The sequence below is a fragment of the Chryseobacterium sp. Y16C genome, assembly GCF_022488405.1.
In the GTDB taxonomy this organism is placed as follows: Bacteria; Bacteroidota; Bacteroidia; order Flavobacteriales; family Weeksellaceae; genus Chryseobacterium; species Chryseobacterium geocarposphaerae.
Genome location: NZ_CP092711.1, coordinates 4,814,629 through 4,829,454, shown reverse-complemented (window position 1 = coordinate 4,829,454; position 14,826 = coordinate 4,814,629). Strand labels below are relative to the sequence as shown.

The following is a 14,826-nucleotide window of genomic DNA, read 5'->3' as shown; positions in this document are numbered from 1 at the left end:
TCTAATAACTGTTGAAAATATTTTTTTGTACTAAAAAGTTTTTAATAGTTGTAAAATAAAAAAGACTTCATTGCTGAAGTCTTCTTATTTATAATTGTAAGAATTTATTATGCATCAATTTTTGCATATTTAGCATTCTTTTCGATAAATTCCCTTCTTGGCGGAACTTCATCTCCCATCAACATAGAGAAAACACTGTCAGCTTCTACTGCATTATCAATAGTAACCTGCTTTAAAATTCTGTGTTCCGGGTTTAGAGTAGTTTCCCAAAGCTGCTCAGGATTCATCTCCCCAAGACCTTTGTAACGCTGAACTTCAACACCTTTCCCATCCGGAGACATTTCTAAAGTGAACTCTTCACGCTCTTTTTCATTATAAGCATATTGCTTTTTATTACCTTTTTTCAATAGATATAAAGGCGGTTGAGCGATATAGATATATCCATTCTCAATTAATTCTTTCATATATCTGAAGAAGAATGTCAAGATCAAGGTAGAAATGTGAGAACCATCAATATCGGCATCGGTCATGATTACGATTTTGTGATATCTCAGTTTCGACATATTCAATGCCTTACTGTCCTCTTCTGTTCCTACAGAAACTCCAAGCGCAGTATAAATATTCTTAATTTCTTCGTTATCATATACTTTATGAAGCATTGATTTCTCAACGTTCAAAATTTTACCTCTTAACGGAAGAATCGCCTGGAAAAATCTGTCACGACCTTGTTTTGCCGTTCCACCCGCGGAATCTCCCTCCACTAAGAAGATCTCAGATTCTTCAGGGTTTTTAGATGAACAGTCAGATAATTTACCCGGAAGTCCGGAACCTCCCATCGGAGATTTTCTCTGAACCATTTCACGGGCTTTTTTCGCAGCCTGTCTAGCTTTTGCAGCTAAAACAACTTTTTGTACGATCTGTTTCGCTTCCGTTGGGTTTTCTTCCAGGAAATTGGTAAGCATTTCCCCTACAATTTTATCTACAGCACCGGAAACTTCGGAGTTACCTAATTTCGTTTTGGTCTGTCCTTCAAACTGAGGTTCCATCACTTTTACAGAAACTACCGCCGTAAGACCCTCACGGAAGTCATCCCCGGTAATTTCAACTTTTTCTTTCTGAGGAATTCCTAAGTCATCCGCATATTTCTTCAAAGTTCTCGTTAACGCACGTCTGAAACCTGCCAAGTGAGTTCCTCCTTCATGGGTATTGATATTATTTACATAAGAGTGAAGGTTCTCGTTAAATGAAGTATTATAACGCATCGCAACCTCAACAGGAATATCATCTCTTTCCCCCTCCATGAAAATTACATTTTCCATGATCGATTCACGGTTTCCATCGATGTATGCTACGAATTCCTTCAGACCGCCTTCTGAATGGAAGACTTCAGTTCTGAAAGAACCATCATCCAGCTTTTCTCTTTCGTCTGTAAGGGTAATTGTGATTCCTTTATTAAGGTAAGAAAGCTCCCTTAAACGGCTTGCTAATGTATCATAGTTATATACTAATTCTGTAAAAATAGTATCATCCGGCTGGAAGAACTGTTTTGTTCCTCTTTTTTCGCTGTGCCCTATTTCTTCAACACCTGTCTGAGCTTTTCCTCTTGAATATATCTGCTGATAAATATTTCCGTCTCTGTAAACAGTAGTGATCATTTCATTGGAAAGTGCATTCACACACGATACCCCAACCCCGTGAAGACCACCCGAAACCTTGTAAGAATCTTTATCGAACTTACCTCCGGCTCCGATTTTTGTCATTACAACTTCAAGAGCAGATTTTTGTTCTTTTTCGTGGAAGTCAACGGGAATACCTCTACCGTTATCGCTAACCTCGATTCCGTTTCCTTCTTTAATGCTGACAAAGATAGTATCGCAGTACCCTGCCAATGCTTCGTCAATAGAGTTATCTACTACTTCATAAACCAAATGATGGAGACCTCTTACTCCCACATCACCAATGTACATTGAAGGACGCATACGCACGTGCTCCATTCCTTCCAATGCCTGAATACTACTAGCTGTATATTGTTTCTGACTCATATCAAATTTTAAAAACTTTGCTCAATGCAAAGACTCACAAATATCGTGATTTTTTTCGAGGTATGAAAGTTAAAATATGTCAAAAAAAGAGAGACTTTTCAACAAAAAAATTGGTGATTTATTTTAAAAAATATCAAAGTTAAAACCTATTCTTTAAACGAATACTGTTGTAAATCATACCGAGCATCAATAATTTATGCTTAAATTTATTTACTCAAAAAGTTGATTTTATGGATGATTTTCTGGCTGCCCGTTCGCAGATGGCAATGTCACTCGGTTTTCATATCATATTTTCCTGTGTAGGTATGGTAATGCCTTTTTTGATGGCATTTGCCCACTGGAAATATTTAAAGACAAATAACGAAGTTTATAAAGGCCTTACCAAAGCCTGGAGCAAAGGGGTGGCCATCCTTTTTGCTACAGGAGCCGTTTCCGGAACCATGCTTTCTTTTGAACTAGGATTGCTTTGGCCCCAATTCATGAAACACGCCGGACCTATTTTCGGAATGCCTTTTTCATTGGAAGGAACCGCATTCTTTATTGAAGCTATTGCCATTGGTTTTTTCCTGTACGGATGGGACAGGTTTAATAAATGGTTTCACTGGTTCTGCGGATTTTTGGTTGGATTAAGCGGTCTGGCTTCCGGAATTTTAGTGGTTGCAGCCAATGCATGGATGAATTCTCCTGCCGGATTTGATTATGTAGACGGACAATATTTAAATATAGATCCTATTAAAGCTATGTTTAATGAAGCTTGGTTTCCTCAGGCTCTGCATATGACAGTTGCAGCATTTTGTGCGACAGGATTTGCGGTTGCCGGTGTTCATGCTTATTTAATTATGAGAAAAAAGAATGTGGAATTTCATACCAAAGCATTCAGTATTGCTGCAGGATTCGCATTAATCGGAGCATTTGGAGCACCTTTAAGCGGTGATGTTGCCGCTAAATCTGTTGCCAAGAGACAACCTATCAAATTAGCTGCAATGGAAGCTCATTTTGAAACTGAAAAAGGAGCATCTTTTGTAATTGGAGGAATTCCTGACGAGAAAAAAGAAGAAATAAAATATGCTGTAAAAATTCCGAAAGTCCTAAGTTTTCTGGTTGCCAATGACTTTAATGCTGAAGTAAAGGGTTTAAAAGATTTTCCAAAAGACGAATGGCCTCCGGTTGCGGTTGTACACTACGCCTTTCAGATTATGATATTCTTTGGAGTTGTGATGATTATTATTGGAGTGGTTTATTTATATGCTTTCTTTTTCAAAAAAGAATGGCTTAATAAAAAATGGCTATTAAAAACCTTTTTATATGCTACCCCCTTCGGATATATTGCTTTGGAAGCAGGCTGGACAGTAACCGAAGTTGGAAGACAGCCCTGGATTATCTATGGGATCATGAGAACAGTTGAAGCGGTAACTCCGATGCCGGGAATTCAGTATTCGTTTTACTTTTTCACAGCAATTTTCGTTTCGTTATCATTGATTATTGTGTTCCTTTTGAGACGACAAATACAAATGGTTCCGAGATTATATGATCCTACAGATGCTCAGTTTAATCCTAAAAACAAGAAATTATGATTTACGTCGTTATAGGTTTTCTTTGGCTATCAATTTGCCTGTATGTGATTTTGGGAGGAGCTGATTTCGGAGCCGGAATTGTAGAGTTTTTTACAAAGAAAAGAGCCCGTGATAAAACAAAAGAGATCATGTATGAATCTATTGCACCGGTTTGGGAAGCGAATCATATGTGGCTGATTATTGCCATTGTAATTTTGTTTGTAGGTTTTCCTGAAATTTACACCACACTTTCCACTTATCTTCATATTCCATTAGTATTAATGCTAGTCGGAATCATTGCGAGAGGAACTGCATTCACCTTTAGACATTATGATGCTGTAAAAGATGATTGGCAGGATGTTTATACTCAAATCTTTTATTTTTCAAGCTTATTAACTCCATTTTTCTTAGGATTAATTGCCGCTGCAACGGTTTCTCATTCTATCAATCCTAATGCAACAAACTTTTTAGATTTATATATTTTCAGCTGGCTGAATTGGTTCGGTATTACTGTAGGATTGTTTACCGTTTCCATTTGTGCTTATCTGGCTTCGGTTTTTGCGTTAAGAGAAACCAATGACCGATTAGAATTAGGTTTAATGATCAAAAAGTCCAAGCAGACTATGGTCTTTGTAGTGATCACAGGTATTTTAGTATTTTTCACTGCTTATATTTCCGATATCCCATTAGTCATGTGGGTATTTTCTAAACCTTTGGGAATAATGGCTGTTTCATTTGCTACGATTTGTTTAGTTCTTATTCTTCGTGCCATGAACAGACAGAAGCTTCTCCCTGTAAGAGCTTTAGCAGGATTTCAGGTAGTTATGATTCTGGTTGCGGCCACGTATCAACACAACCCCAATATTATCCTTTTTGCTAATGGAGAGCACCTTTCTTTACTGGAGCAAGCTGCTGCACCGAAAACAATTTCCGCACTGGGTTGGGCATTGATGTTGGGCTCTTTATTTATTCTGCCATTTTTATTTTATCTGATGGCTTCATTTAGTAAGTTGAGAAAATAAGAATTGACAAAAAAGGTTTCGGCGGCAGCGAAGCTGCCGCCGAAACCCTTTTTTATTTATTTTTTTAGCAAAACAATTTCAACCCGTCTGTTCTTAGTCCGATCCGATTCTGTTTGTTCAGGGTATACAACAGGATTAAGATGCCCCGCACCTTCTATTTTTATACGTTTAGCATCAATTCCCATCGCCAATAAGAAATCTTTGATCGACTGTGCCCGTGTAAAAGAAAGATTAAATGTTCCCAGATCCTGATCTTCACCATCAAAATTTTCATAATCACAGCAAATATGCCCCAGAAGCTCAACCTCAAGGGTCGGATTTTCGTTTAAAATTTTATACAGCTGATATAATTTCGGTTTTGCCTGCGGAAGCCAGACATGACGACCGCCAATAAAATTGACATCCGGTAAAGAAAAAGTATCTTTTACTTTCATTGCCGCAACCTTCATATCAAAAAAGCTAGGATAAACTTTTCTTGAAATTTTCTCCCCTTTCTCAAAATACCGTTCAATAAAAATATCAACACGACGATTTTTCGCCAATAAATTTTCTGAACTGTTATCGTTAATCTGTTTAGAGATTCCTAACCCTTCAGAACTGCCCAAATGAATATTTTTACCGATTTTAGTTTTTAAATAATCACTTACTGTTTTCGCTCTGTTTTCAGACAATGTTTTATTTAGCGCTTCATTTCCTAAAGGATTTGCATTGCCAAAGATTCTAAAAATAAGCTTTGTATCAAGTTTCGCCAAGCTATCCAGTTTTCGTTTTGATTCATTACTCAACTCATAACTGTTATTTTTAAAATAAATAGAAGTAAGCGTCTGCGAATACACAACTGTAGAGAAGAAAAGTAAAAACAAAAAGGCTTTCATCAGGATTGTTTTCTTACAAACGCAAAATAACAGAAAATAGTTCAAGTTTCAGGTATTTTAGAAAAAAGTTCCGGCGGAAGCTTCACTTCCGCCGGAACTAAATTTATTTCGAATTAATTTAAACCAATTTCATCAAAAGGCTTTCCTCAATTTTTTCCACTTTTACCAAATTCGCTTTGGTCAGAGTTTTCGAGGCTTTGTCCCATTTTTTTCCTGAAAGTTTAGATTGTTCTTTTACTTCAGCTAAAGCAATCTGCTCTCCTGATTTCAGAATTTCAAGGATTATTTTTTCATCGTCTCCCAATTCAATTTGAGGAATTGCTTTCTCCGGTCTCATCTGAGGGAAGAACAATACTTCCTGAATAGATGCATTATTCGTTAAGAACATGATCAATCTGTCCATTCCGATTCCTAATCCTGAAGTTGGTGGCATACCGTATTCAAGGGCTCTTAAGAAGTCTTCATCGATAAATTGTCCTGCTTCATCATCTCCTTTCTCAGACAATCTCAACTGATCTTCAAAACGTTCTCTCTGATCGATCGGATCATTCAACTCAGAATAGGCATTGGCAATTTCTTTTCCGCACACCATTAATTCGAAACGCTCTGTAAGACCTTCTTTGCTTCGGTGTTTCTTGGTAAGCGGTGACATTTCGATCGGATAATCCGTAATGAAAGTCGGTTGGATGAAGTTTCCTTCACATTTTTCACCGAAAATCTCATCAATTAATTTTCCTTTCCCCATCGTTTCGTTAACATCGATTCCGATAGATTTAGCAAAATCAAACAATTCCTGCTCAGTTTTTCCCGTGATATCATAACCTGTGAATTTCAGGATAGCATCTGTCATTGAAATCCTTTGATAAGGCGCTTTGAAATCAACCTCGTGTTCACCGAATGTAGCTTTTGTCGTTCCGTTTACCTGAATGGCACAGAATTCCAATAGTTTTTCTGTGAAATCCATCATCCAGTTGTAATCTTTATAGGCTACATAGATTTCCATAGCCGTAAATTCAGGGTTATGCGTTCTGTCCATTCCTTCATTTCTGAAGTTTTTAGAGAATTCATAAACTCCGTCGAATCCACCAACGATCAATCTTTTCAGATACAATTCATTTGCAATTCTTAAATATAATGAAATATCTAAAGCGTTGTGATGGGTAATAAAAGGTCTTGCAGCAGCTCCACCAGGAATTGACTGTAAGATTGGAGTTTCAACCTCAAAATATCCTGCATCATTAAAGAAAGTTCTCATGGCATTGAACAGTTTCGTTCTTTTCACGAAAATTTCTTTCACCTGAGGATTTACCGTTAAGTCAACATAACGTTGTCTGTATCTCATTTCAGGATCGTTAAATCCATCATGAACTACTCCATTTTCGTCAGTTCTTGGTTGTGGAAGTGGACGTAAAGATTTCGTTAAAAGTGTAAAGTTTTTAACCAAAACTGTTTTTTCCCCTACCTGAGTCGTGAACAATTCCCCTTCTACCCCAATAATATCTCCTATATCTAAAAGGTGCTTGTAAACTTCATTATATAATGTTTTATCCTCACCTGTACAGATTTCGTCTCTGTTAAAATATACCTGAATTTTACCTGTAGAATCCTGTAGTTCCGCAAAAGATGCTTTCCCCTGAATTCTTCGGGACATCAATCTTCCTGCAATCTTCACCTGTTTACTTTCAGAAAAATTCTGTTTTATAGATTCCGTAGTATCTGTAATTACATATTCATCTGCCGGGAATGCGTTGATTCCCATTTCAACAAGCTTATTCAGCTTTTCTCTTCTAATGATTTCCTGTTCTGATAATTGCATTTTTTATTTTTTCTAAAAGCGTACAAATTTAGTGATTTTTCCATAAAAAAAGACAGCAGAATTCTGCCGTCTCTAAAATATTTTTAAATGGATGTTATTTCTTTTTGAGTGATAAAATATAACTTACCATTTTTTTCGCATCTTCTTTAGACACCTGAGAATGAGGTTGCATAGGCACACTTCCCCAAACTCCGCTCCCTCCTTCTATGATTTTTGCAGCCAAAGCATCAATATCTTTTTCAGAATACTTATCTGCTATTTCCTGATACGACGGGCCAATCATTCTTTCACTTACCGAGTGACAACCGGAACAATCTAATGTTTCAATAATCTGGTCTCCGGAAAGATGAGCATTGGTTGCCTCTACTGGTTGTGCAGATGTTTCAGAAACTGAAGCCTGTTCTTTTTTAGTACAGGAAAATATCAGCATACCCAAACATCCTGCCAATACTAATTTCTTCATTATTTTTTCGTAAGAGTATCTGCTTTTGCTTCATTTGCAGGAACTGATACAGCAGCATTTACATCTACTGATTCAGTTTTTTTGGCAGTAGAATCTACTACAGTTGGTGCATCCGGCTCCGGCAACATCGTGTTGCTGTCTTGTAAGTCATGATTAGGCTTTTTTGAACAACTAACTGCCAATAAACCTCCGATAAACGCGATTGCTAATACTTTTTTCATTATTTTTCCTATAAAATTTAGACAAAAATATAAAAAATATTGCTTGTGTAGCGTATAAAATACTTTTTAATCATTGTAATCAGAAATTGTATTTTTGTGTAAACCTGAAAATTATGATTATCATTTCAAAAATCTTATTTTTCTTAAGTCATCACGGCTTTTATGCAGTGATTATCTTTATTTTGTTCTTCGGAATTATTGCTTATTTAACTAAAAAAGCATGGTGGCTCATTGTAATCCTTCCGTTTTCAATCATTAACGGAATTGGAGGTCAATTTATCAATGCCTGGTTTTTAAATCAATATGGTGTAGAAAGCACTGCCATTATTACATCCGATATAGAGACCAGTTCGACACTTAATGATCAGTATATTCATGATTACGAAGCTATTGTAAAAAAGCAGGACGGAAAATATGTAGATACTTATTTTTCAACAACTTCAGCTGCCATATATCCTATTGAAAATGCAATAAGAATTCCGAGAACGGAACAAGAATTTCCTGTTAAATACATTCCCGGATATGAAAAAAACATTGTTATCCTTTATCAGAAATCCAATGAAGGAAAACAGCTGAAGGAATACGAAAAAATAAGACCCATCAACACTGCCAGAATAAAGTATGAAGCAGATCCTACCAATAAAGATTTTATCCGGGAATACCTCAATGCTCTGGAAGATTATCTCACAACATATGACAATCAGGAATACAAAAACAAAGCTAACCAACTGAAAAAAGAACTGAATTCTATGAAATAAGAATAAATGCCATGCAATAAAAGAGAATTCATACTGCTTGCTTTTTTTAAGTATCAAACATGACAAAAAGAATATTCTGGAGTATTTATTAAACCATGAAGTGGATCTTAACAAAGAATGTGGTAATCAGACTCCACTAATGGTTGCTGCGAGATATGGTAAATTGGATTTTGCAAAACTTCTTCTGAAAAAAGCTAATAGAAATGCAAAGAACGAAAAAGGAGAAACAGCAAAAGAGTTTGCGGTTCAGTATAACCACCCCGAAATGACTTCAATTTTAAAATAATAAAAAAACTTCCGTAAAGGAAGTTTTTTTATTTCAGCCTTTGTACATTGCAATAAAATTTTATCAATTTTTATTTTTCATTTCAAAAAATTATCTACATTTGCATCATGATTAATTCAAACAACAAATTTTGGTGGTGGCATTCAAACTCCTCGTCGGGTCTGAAGCTATACTCTTGTTGTTAATTGACAGCCGGAATATTATAGAAAATATACAGAGACTTTGACGATTTCGTTAAAGTCTTTTTTTATTGCTAAAAATTAAAACACTACCCATGTTCAAACAAAAAATCAACATAAAAACCACCTCAAAAAAAATGCTGGGAGATCTGCAGACTCCCATGAACATCTATCTGAAAATAAGAGATCAGTTTCGTGATACGATTCTTTTGGAAAGCTCGGATGCTAAAAATATGGATCATAATTTCTCATTCATTGCCATTAATGCGATTGCAGGCATAGAAATTAAGAACCTTAAAGAGTTTGAGGTCAAATTCCCGGGTGAGAACCCTGAGAAACATCTTTTAGCAGATTATTCTGTTCCGGATCTCTTAAATCAATTTTCAAAGTCTTTTATTTGCAGCGGCACTAAGGATTCTATAGAAGAAACCGCCCAGAGCCTTTTTGGATATACCAGTTTTGAAGCCGTACAATTTTTCGAAAACCTTACATTTAAAGCCCAAAGTAAGGAAGTAGAAATTCCGATTCTGCGTTACAGACTTTATCAATATGTTATTGCAATCAATCATTACAACGATGAAATGCACATTATTGAAAATCAAATCAAAAATTTAAAATCTGAGCTATATCTCTTAGAAAGTCTGATCAAAAATCAGAATTCGGTTATTTATCCTTTTGAAAAAACAGCAGAAGAAACTTCGAATATTACCAATGAAGAATATATCGAATTGGTAAAAACAGCCCAGAAACACTGTATGAGAGGAGATGTTTTCCAATTGGTTCTAAGCAGAAGATTCGAACAAAAATTCAAAGGAGATGAATTCAATGTATATCGAGCGCTACGAAATATTAATCCCTCTCCTTACCTATTCTTTTTTGATTATGGAGATTATAAACTCTTCGGATCAAGCCCGGAAAGTCAGCTCATTATTAAAGATAATAAAGCCATCATTCATCCAATTGCCGGAACTTTTAAAAGAACAGGGCATTTTGAGACCGATCTACAGTCTATTGAAACACTAAAAAACGATCCGAAAGAAAATGCAGAACATACCATGTTGGTAGATTTAGCAAGAAATGATTTAGGAAAACTAGGAAAAAATATAACCGTTACCAAACTCAAAGAAATACAGCTTTTTTCTCATGTTATTCACATGGTAAGCGAGGTGACGGCAGAATTGGAGAAAAACACTAATCCTTATGAAATGGTTGCTGCCACTTTTCCTCAGGGCACTTTAAGCGGAGCACCTAAACATAAAGCTCTTCAGCTAATAAATACCTACGAAAAAGATTCGAGAGGTTATTACGGAGGCTGCATCGGAATGGTTGGCTTAAACGGAAGCTGTAATCAGGCTATCATGATCCGTACTTTTTTAAGCAAAAACAACACGTTATATTACCAGGCTGGAGCCGGAATAGTAGCCAAATCCAATGCTGAAAGTGAGCTCCAGGAAGTGAACAACAAACTTAACGCTCTGAAAAAGGCCATCGAAAAGGCAGAAAAAATATAACATCCATCCATTATAAATAATCCATAATGAAAATATTAGTCTTCGACAATTACGACAGCTTCACTTATAATTTAGTTCAAATGATCGAAAGAATTTTGAATACAAAAGTTGATGTGGTAAGAAATGATGAAATTAAGCTGGAAGAAATTGAAAAATATGATAAGATTATTCTTTCGCCCGGTCCGGGAATTCCTGAAGAAGCCGGAATTTTACTGGATGTCATTAAAGAATATGCTCCCACAAAGAGTATTTTAGGCGTTTGTCTTGGTCAACAGGCAATTGCAGAAGCTTTTGGAGGAACCTTAATTAATCTTAGCGAAATTTATCACGGTGTTGCTACAGAAGCCATCCAAACCAGTGAACATAAACTTTTTAATGATTTGCCACAGACTCTGGAAGTCGGAAGATATCACAGTTGGGCAGTTAATCCCGAAAATTTCCCCGAAGAGCTGGAAATTACCAGTACAGACAGTAAAGGAATGATTATGAGTTTACAACACAGAACCTATGATGTTCACGGTGTTCAGTATCACCCTGAAAGTATTTTAACACCGGATGGAGAAACCATCATTAAAAACTTTCTTTTGAATTAAATAATATGAAAGAAATTCTGCAATATCTTTTCAATCACCATACTTTGTCCAAATCTGAGGCAAAGGCCATCATGATTGAGATTGCCCAAAATAAGTTCAACGCAACAGAAGTTACTGCCTTTATAAGTATTTTCCTGATGCGAAACATCACATTACCGGAGCTGGAAGGCTTTAGGGAAGCATTATTACAAATGGCTGTTCCTGTAGATCTGGATGCAAGTGACGCCATTGATGTTGTTGGGACCGGCGGCGACGGAAAAAATACGATCAATATTTCTACGTTGGCAAGTTTCGTGATTGCAGGAACAGGACAAAAAGTAATTAAACACGGAAATTATGGAGCTTCAACAATTACCGGAGCTTCTAATCTTTTAGAAGAGCTGGGATACCAGTTCAAAATTAGTTCAGAAGAACTAAATGACGATCTGCAAAAAACCAATATTTGCTTTTTACATGCTCCTTATTTTCATCCCGCTTTAAAATCTGTGGTAAGCTTGAGAAAATCTTTAGGACTGAGAACATTTTTCAACTTATTAGGTCCTTTAGTAAATCCTGCAAAACCCAAATATTCCATGATTGGAACGTACAATCTGGAAATTGCAAGAATATATCAGTATCTGCTGCAAAAAGATGAAAAAGATTTCGTTTTGGTTCACGGAATGGATGGTTATGACGAAATAAGCTTAACACAGGACAGCAAGATTATTACAAAAGAAGGAGAAAAAATCTATTCACCGGAAGAACTTGGTTTTGAAGCCGTTACTCCTCAAAGTATAGAAGCCGGCAAGAACACGCAGGAAACCGCAAAAATTTTCAGAAATATTTTGGAAGGAAAAGGTGCAGAATCGCAAAATGCGGTTGTTTTGGCCAATGCTGCAGTTGCATTGCATCATACCAATAAGTTTGGAAACTATGAGAATTGTTTGAATTTGGCGAAAGAAAGTTTGTTTAGTGGTAAAGCATTGAACAGCTTGGACTCTTTGATAAACTAATAATAATGAACTTTAATTGTCATTCAGAACGGAACGCAGTAAAGTGAAAAATCTAACACAAACAAATGAAAAATTTTGGAACTCATAACTATTACGTTTACATCTTGACAAATTATAATAAAACCGTTCTCTATGTCGGAGTTACTAACGATTTGAAAATTAGACTTCATCAGCATAATAATCCTAAACAAGGAGATAAATTACATTTTACAACAAAATACAAATGCTTTTATCCGATTTATTATGAGCATTTTCAAGATATAGAACAGGCAATTGCAAGAGAAAAACAAATTAAAGGTTATTCCAGAATAAAAAAAGATAAATTAGTAAATACTTTTAATCAGAATTGGGATTTTTTAAATGATTCGATTGAATAATCACAAGCTAAAAATTATATCTCTATCGTTCCAATGAAGGACTAAGTAAGCTAAGAATATATTTCTCACTTCATTTCATTGCGTTCGAAATGACAGATTGAAAATTAAAACATAATGACAATTCTTGACAAAATAATAGAAAGAAAAAAACAGGAAATTTCGGATTCAAAATCAAAAATTTCTTTGCAACAGCTGAAAGATTCAGAATTTTTCGGAAGAGAAACCTATTCTTTAAAAGAAACCATAAAATCAAAATCCGGAATTATTGCCGAATTTAAAAGACAATCTCCTTCCAAAGGAATAATTAATGATAAAGTTTCGCCATTAGAAGTTGTTTCTGCGTACGAAAAGTTAGGGGCAAGCGGAATTTCAATCTTAACGGATAAAGACTTTTTTGGGGGAAGCTTTGAAGATATTTTAAATGTGAGAAATCACATCCATATTCCCATTCTGCGAAAAGATTTTATGATTGATGAGTATCAGTTTTATGAAGCAAAAAATATGGGAGCCGATGCCGTATTGCTTATTGCAGCTTGCCTTTCACCACAACAGATATTGGAATTTACCGAGCTCTCTCATGAATTGGGGCTGGAAGTATTGTTGGAAATCCATACGGAAAATGAACTAAAACATTATAACCCGAATATAGAGATGGTGGGAATTAACAACCGGAACTTAAAAGATTTTAAAGTTGATCTGCAACATTCAGTTCAATTGAAAAATCTGCTTCCCGAAAACGTCTTATCTGTAGCAGAAAGTGGTATTTACAACATTCAGGATTATCTTTATTTAAAAGAAAAAGGATTTGATGGCTTTTTAATGGGTGAATATTTTATGAAAAATACAAATCCTGCTCAAGCATTTGAAGAATTTATTTCCAATATAAGAATTGAATAATGGCTAAAATTAAAGTTTGCGGCTTGACGAGATTAGATCAGGTTCAGGAATTGATTTCTTTGAACACAGACTTTCTGGGCTTTATTTTCTATGAAAAATCCCCGCGATATGTTTTGGATCATCTGGATTTAGAAGAAATTTCAAAGATTCGGCATCATGGAAAGGTTGGTGTATTTGTCAATGAAACTGTCGAAAGAATTATTGAAATATCCGAAAAAGCAGATTTAAATTTCATCCAGCTTCACGGAGATGAAAGTGAGGACTTTATTGTTAAACTAAAACAAAAAATCAACCCAGAGATTAAAATAATTCAAGTAATCAGAATAGGAAATCAACCTCCAAATGAATTGCAGAAATCTATCAATCAGAACCTATCAATCATCAACTATTTCTTATTTGATACAGACAGCAAAGCATTTGGCGGAACTGGAAAACAGTTTGACTGGAATATTTTAAACACAATGGAAATCCCACTTCCCTATTTGCTGAGCGGTGGTATTTCAGAAAAAAATATAGAAAACATTAAGCATCTCAAGCAGAAACCATTTGCCCTGGATATCAATTCAAGATTTGAAACAGAACCTGGCAATAAAGACATCAGCAAAATAAAAAGATTTATATCTTAACATAAAGAATTCTCCTAAACAGGAGCTACACAAAAACACCCCAAAAAGCAAAAAATATTTATTAATATGAAGTATGAAGTAAAACAGATCACTGAATTAACTGAAACGGAAATTGAGCATATTCTTCAGCTTTGGGATATTTCATCCTGGAACTCAATGAAATCTGATTATTTTCGCACATTTTTCAAAAATTCAGCATTTCACATTCTCTTGGATGCTGATAAAAATATCCTGTCTCTCATTCGTGTTAATTACGATTTCGTATTGGAAATTTCAGGAACACAGCTGCCATTTGCAGAAGCTGTCGGGCTTGTCGCAGCTCAGAAGAAAAAAGGATATGGAGCTAAGCTTGTTGAGTATTTCAGGGACTATGTGATCAAAAATAATATAGAGACTATTGGGTTCTGTCATCAGGAACTTCGTCCGTTTTATGAAAAATGTAATGTTGAAATATTATATGATAAAGCCAAAACAATAAAAGAAAATATAGGAACTGAATGGATAAATTCGGAGGACGATGATATTTTGATTTTTAATGTTTCAGCAAAAAGAAAAGAACAGCTCAGCCAGCTGAGCGATAAGAATAATGCTTATTTAATCACTAAAGAATAAAGA

16 protein-coding genes are annotated in these 14,826 nt (G+C 35.4%); 11 read left to right on the top strand and 5 right to left on the bottom strand.

What is annotated here, in order from left to right:
• Positions 1 to 107: 107 nt before the first annotated feature.
• On the bottom strand, positions 108 to 2,042 hold the full coding sequence (gene gyrB / locus MKS83_RS21995) for a DNA topoisomerase (ATP-hydrolyzing) subunit B (RefSeq protein ID WP_240581371.1): 1,935 nt from the start codon (positions 2,040 to 2,042) through the stop codon (positions 108 to 110).
• 230 nt (positions 2,043 to 2,272) lie between these two features.
• Here gyrB and MKS83_RS21990 point away from each other — a divergent pair, with 230 nt between their 5' ends.
• The gene (locus tag MKS83_RS21990; RefSeq protein WP_240581370.1) at positions 2,273 to 3,616 is read left to right on the top strand and encodes a cytochrome ubiquinol oxidase subunit I; all 1,344 of its coding nucleotides are present in this window, start codon (positions 2,273 to 2,275) and stop codon (positions 3,614 to 3,616) included.
• Positions 3,613 to 4,617: a cytochrome d ubiquinol oxidase subunit II gene (locus tag MKS83_RS21985; protein ID WP_240581369.1), complete on the top strand. Its 1,005-nt coding sequence runs from the start codon at positions 3,613 to 3,615 to the stop codon at positions 4,615 to 4,617. The genes MKS83_RS21990 and MKS83_RS21985 overlap by 4 nt, the downstream gene beginning before the upstream one ends.
• Before the next feature lie 56 nt (positions 4,618 to 4,673).
• On the opposite strand, the gene MKS83_RS21980 is transcribed toward MKS83_RS21985, so the two are convergent.
• The 4 genes from MKS83_RS21980 to MKS83_RS21965 all read right to left on the bottom strand — a co-directional run bounded on the left by MKS83_RS21980 (position 4,674) and on the right by MKS83_RS21965 (position 7,992).
• A complete protein-coding gene (locus MKS83_RS21980; RefSeq protein WP_240581368.1) occupies positions 4,674 to 5,492 on the bottom strand; it encodes an OmpA family protein in 819 nt (272 codons plus the stop codon).
• 118 nt (positions 5,493 to 5,610) lie between these two features.
• On the bottom strand, positions 5,611 to 7,308 hold the full coding sequence (gene lysS / locus MKS83_RS21975; protein WP_240581367.1) for a lysine--tRNA ligase: 1,698 nt from the start codon (positions 7,306 to 7,308) through the stop codon (positions 5,611 to 5,613).
• A 94-nt stretch (positions 7,309 to 7,402) separates the two neighbouring features.
• Positions 7,403 to 7,771 carry a c-type cytochrome gene (locus tag MKS83_RS21970; protein ID WP_240581366.1) on the bottom strand — a complete coding sequence of 123 codons (369 nt, stop codon included), beginning with the start codon at positions 7,769 to 7,771 and terminating at the stop codon, positions 7,403 to 7,405.
• A complete protein-coding gene (locus tag MKS83_RS21965) occupies positions 7,771 to 7,992 on the bottom strand; it encodes a hypothetical protein (protein WP_100375019.1) in 222 nt (73 codons plus the stop codon). The genes MKS83_RS21970 and MKS83_RS21965 overlap by 1 nt, the downstream gene beginning before the upstream one ends.
• 113 nt (positions 7,993 to 8,105) lie before the next feature.
• Here MKS83_RS21965 and MKS83_RS21960 point away from each other — a divergent pair, with 113 nt between their 5' ends.
• The 9 genes from MKS83_RS21960 (at position 8,106) to MKS83_RS21920 (ending at position 14,823) form a co-directional block, all read left to right on the top strand.
• The gene (locus tag MKS83_RS21960; RefSeq protein ID WP_240581365.1) at positions 8,106 to 8,750 is read left to right on the top strand and encodes a hypothetical protein; all 645 of its coding nucleotides are present in this window, start codon (positions 8,106 to 8,108) and stop codon (positions 8,748 to 8,750) included.
• 16 nt (positions 8,751 to 8,766) lie between these two features.
• Positions 8,767 to 9,036 (top strand): ankyrin repeat domain-containing protein, encoded by a 270-nt coding sequence (locus tag MKS83_RS21955; RefSeq protein ID WP_410679629.1) that lies wholly within the window; start codon positions 8,767 to 8,769, stop codon positions 9,034 to 9,036.
• 274 nt (positions 9,037 to 9,310) lie between these two features.
• Positions 9,311 to 10,726 (top strand): anthranilate synthase component I family protein, encoded by a 1,416-nt coding sequence (locus MKS83_RS21950; protein ID WP_240581363.1) that lies wholly within the window; start codon positions 9,311 to 9,313, stop codon positions 10,724 to 10,726.
• 26 nt (positions 10,727 to 10,752) lie between these two features.
• Positions 10,753 to 11,319: an anthranilate synthase component II gene (locus MKS83_RS21945; RefSeq protein ID WP_240581362.1), complete on the top strand. Its 567-nt coding sequence runs from the start codon at positions 10,753 to 10,755 to the stop codon at positions 11,317 to 11,319.
• A 5-nt stretch (positions 11,320 to 11,324) separates the two neighbouring features.
• The gene (gene trpD / locus MKS83_RS21940; RefSeq protein ID WP_240581361.1) at positions 11,325 to 12,311 is read left to right on the top strand and encodes an anthranilate phosphoribosyltransferase; all 987 of its coding nucleotides are present in this window, start codon (positions 11,325 to 11,327) and stop codon (positions 12,309 to 12,311) included.
• 65 nt (positions 12,312 to 12,376) lie between these two features.
• Complete coding sequence (locus MKS83_RS21935) at positions 12,377 to 12,688, top strand: GIY-YIG nuclease family protein (RefSeq protein WP_240581360.1); 312 nt, start codon at positions 12,377 to 12,379, stop codon at positions 12,686 to 12,688.
• Between the two features lie 114 nt (positions 12,689 to 12,802).
• Positions 12,803 to 13,585: an indole-3-glycerol phosphate synthase TrpC gene (gene trpC / locus MKS83_RS21930; RefSeq protein WP_240581359.1), complete on the top strand. Its 783-nt coding sequence runs from the start codon at positions 12,803 to 12,805 to the stop codon at positions 13,583 to 13,585.
• The gene (locus tag MKS83_RS21925) at positions 13,585 to 14,211 is read left to right on the top strand and encodes a phosphoribosylanthranilate isomerase (protein ID WP_240581358.1); all 627 of its coding nucleotides are present in this window, start codon (positions 13,585 to 13,587) and stop codon (positions 14,209 to 14,211) included. The genes trpC and MKS83_RS21925 overlap by 1 nt, the downstream gene beginning before the upstream one ends.
• Before the next feature lie 66 nt (positions 14,212 to 14,277).
• Positions 14,278 to 14,823 (top strand): hypothetical protein, encoded by a 546-nt coding sequence (locus tag MKS83_RS21920; RefSeq protein ID WP_240581357.1) that lies wholly within the window; start codon positions 14,278 to 14,280, stop codon positions 14,821 to 14,823.
• Positions 14,824 to 14,826 lie beyond the last annotated feature (3 nt).